This window comes from Mesorhizobium sp. M2C.T.Ca.TU.002.02.1.1 (genome assembly GCF_003997225.1).
Map to the genome: position 1 here is coordinate 1 of NZ_RZTO01000838.1, position 2,597 is coordinate 2,597.

4 protein-coding genes and 1 tRNA gene are annotated in these 2,597 nt (G+C 62.9%); 1 reads left to right on the plus strand and 4 read right to left on the minus strand.

The genetic code is table 11. The annotated features are described in order from the left end of the window. Window positions 1-801 (plus strand): O-antigen ligase family protein (locus EOD07_RS30180; protein WP_164772681.1); only part of this gene is annotated, 801 nt, incomplete at its 5' end. Window positions 802-831: 30 nt separating this feature from the next. Here the strand turns inward: EOD07_RS30180 and EOD07_RS30185 are convergent. From EOD07_RS30185 to EOD07_RS30200, 4 genes are all read right to left on the minus strand, one after another. Beyond that, a tRNA-Pro gene (locus EOD07_RS30185) sits at window positions 832-908 on the minus strand. 107 nt (window positions 909-1,015) lie between these two features. Beyond that, complete coding sequence (locus EOD07_RS30190; RefSeq protein WP_127237916.1) at window positions 1,016-1,267, minus strand: toxin-antitoxin system HicB family antitoxin; 252 nt, start codon at window positions 1,265-1,267, stop codon at window positions 1,016-1,018. Then, window positions 1,264-1,692 (minus strand): putative toxin-antitoxin system toxin component, PIN family, encoded by a 429-nt coding sequence (locus EOD07_RS30195; RefSeq protein WP_127237917.1) that lies wholly within the window; start codon window positions 1,690-1,692, stop codon window positions 1,264-1,266. The genes EOD07_RS30190 and EOD07_RS30195 overlap by 4 nt, the downstream gene beginning before the upstream one ends. Before the next feature lie 65 nt (window positions 1,693-1,757). After that, window positions 1,758-2,597: sugar-binding transcriptional regulator (locus tag EOD07_RS30200; protein WP_164772682.1), on the minus strand; the 840-nt coding region annotated here is incomplete at its 5' end.

A 2,597-nucleotide genomic window follows, 5' to 3' on the forward strand; every position in this document is an offset into this window, starting at 1 on the left:
TTCCAGGACCCCAACGTGTTCGGGCCGTTCCTGGTGCTGCCCGGCACCTACCTGCTCTACCTGCTGCTCACCGGCCCGGTGTCGCGCATGCCGCTGCTTGCGGTGCCGCTGCTCATCATCACCGCCGGCATCTTCTTCTCCTTCTCGCGCGGCGCCTGGGGCATGTTCGCGGTGTCGGCGGTGCTGCTTACCGCGTGCCTGTTCCTGCAGAGCGCCAGCGGCAAGTTCCGGCTGCGGGTGGTGGTGATGACGATCGCGGCCATGGCGCTGCTGGTCATCGCTTTCCTGATCATCCTGCAACTGCCCGGCGTGTCGGACATGTTCACGCAGCGCGCGCAGCTCGAGCAGAGCTACGATTCGGCTCGGCTCGGCCGATTCGCCCGCTACACGATCGGCTTCCAGCTTGCGATGGAGCATCCGCTCGGTATCGGCCCGCTGGTGTTCGGCACGATCTATGGCGAGGATACGCACGACATCTGGCTGAAGGCGCTGATGGACTACGGCTGGCTGGGCTTCGTCTCGTTCCTGACGCTGACCTTATGGACGATCGGCGCCGGCTTCCGCATCCTTTTGCGCGACCGGCCATGGCAGCCTTATCTTCTGTGCGCCTATGTCGCCTATCTCGGCAATATCGGCCTAGGCACCTTCATCGACATCGACCACTGGCGCCATCTCTACCTGCTGCTCGGCCTGGTCTGGGGCGCGATCGCGCTGGAGTACCGGCACCAGAGGGAATTGCGGCTGGCAGCTTCGTCACGCGGCCGAACGAATCGACACGAAGCGGTCGTTCCCGATCGATGAAAGCTTTGGGGCCAAGTCTCAGGTTGAAAATGGTCGGAGTGGCCGGATTCGAACCGACGACCCCTTGACCCCCAGTCAAGTGCGCTACCGGGCTGCGCTACACTCCGGACCGCGCAAAGCCCTATATTCTCAAGGCTTCCGACGCAAGAGGCCAATCAGACAAAATCATGCCGGACCTTCTATCCGTGCTCACTCCAAGCCGGCCGGAATTCGACTACTTTGCCAATTCGTCACCTTTGACCGGCGGCTTACCCTTGCCGGCGCGCTTGAGGATATCGAGCGCGGCGGGAATGTCGGCGCGCGCCGCGCGCTCCTGGAAATAGCTTTCGACCCTGAGCGCCGATAGCTTCTCGGCCACAGCCACGTTGATGAACTGGTTAAGCGCCACACCCTCGTCTTCCGCCACCTTACGCGCTTCGTCCAGGAGCGAGGGCTGAAGCCGCAGCGCAAAATTGCTTTTCCTCATTTATGTTTCTCCATTCGTTTCCAGGCCTGACCGGGCACCAGAACATCTATTCCAAAGCGGACCGCTGCTTCGCTAAAGTCGCGGGTGTTGAACGTCACGATAGCGTCAGCTTGTCCGTTGACCGCGGCCTCGAGCACCATATCATCGTCCTGATCGCGGGCCACCGGTCGCCATAAAAAGGCAAGCCTCACCGGCTCGGCAACAGCTGCCACTGCGTCCAGCAGGACATGAATATCGTCGATCAGCAAGCCGGATGCCTCCAAATGCTCCGGCCGCGTCATCACCGCCTGATACTCTATAACGAGTGGTACGGAGGCAAGCAGCGTGAACCGCCTTTCAAGCGCCGCCACCAACAAGCGACGAGACGCGCCGGCATCGCTACGGACGGCAGCCACCATAACCGCTGTGTCGAGAACCAGCCTCATGCGACTATATCGAGTTGCAGAAGTGATATTGCAAGCAATATTGCATCAATTGAAATTTGCGGCAACTACCTCGGCGCCCCATGCGCCGCCAACATCCGCCGCGCGCTTTCCTCGTCTGTGATCAGGATGGTCGGCGCGATCAGGTGCATGGCGCCGAGCAATGCATCGGTCTTCTCCTCGCCGCCGGAGGTGAGGATGCGGATCGGCGCCTTGCGCAGGCGGTCGACATCCACCGACATCACGTGGCTGTTGACGGGATGGTCGACCAGATCGCCCTTGCGGTCGTAGAAATGGAACAGAAGGTCGCCGACGGCGCCGCGCGCCAGCAGGGCCTCGCGGTCCGCTTCCTTGAGGAAGCCGCCGCGCGAGAAGGTGGTGGCCGAAGCGATGCCGCCGACGCTCAGCAGGACCGCATCGAGCGCGTCGGCCATTGCAAAAATCTCCTGCAGGCCGCAGCGTTCCACCAGCGCGATCTTGGTCTCGACGCTGTCGACGACGGCCGGCGTCGGCATCAGATAGCCGTCGCCCTGGAAGATCTGGGCGAAGCGCCAGGCGAATTCCGCCGGGTTGACCCGCCGCGCGACGCCGACGCCGCCAAGCAGCGAGATAACGCTGAAATCGGTGAGCGACTTGGCGCTGATGAAGGGCAAGGTGTTGAACAGTGTCACGCCCCATCCGACGCCGACCCGCATGCCGGATTTCATCGCGTCGGACAGGAACATGCCGGTCTTGGCGGCGATCGCCGGGATCGGATCGGCCTTGGGGTCGGTGAGCGGCGCCACCAGCGCCTGCTGCAGGCCGAAGGTCCGTTCCAGCGCGCGCTCCAGCCGCACGATCTCCAAAAGCTCGCTCTCGATGGTGATCTTCACCTCGTTGCGCGCCCTCGCCTCGGCCAGCATGCGCAC

Coding starts and splice junctions, on each gene's coding strand:
- EOD07_RS30190 (WP_127237916.1), bottom strand. CDS start 1,267: ATGAGGAAAAGCAATTTTGCGCTGCGGCTTCAGCCCTCGCTCCTGGAC.
- EOD07_RS30195 (WP_127237917.1), bottom strand. CDS start 1,692: ATGAGGCTGGTTCTCGACACAGCGGTTATGGTGGCTGCCGTCCGTAGC.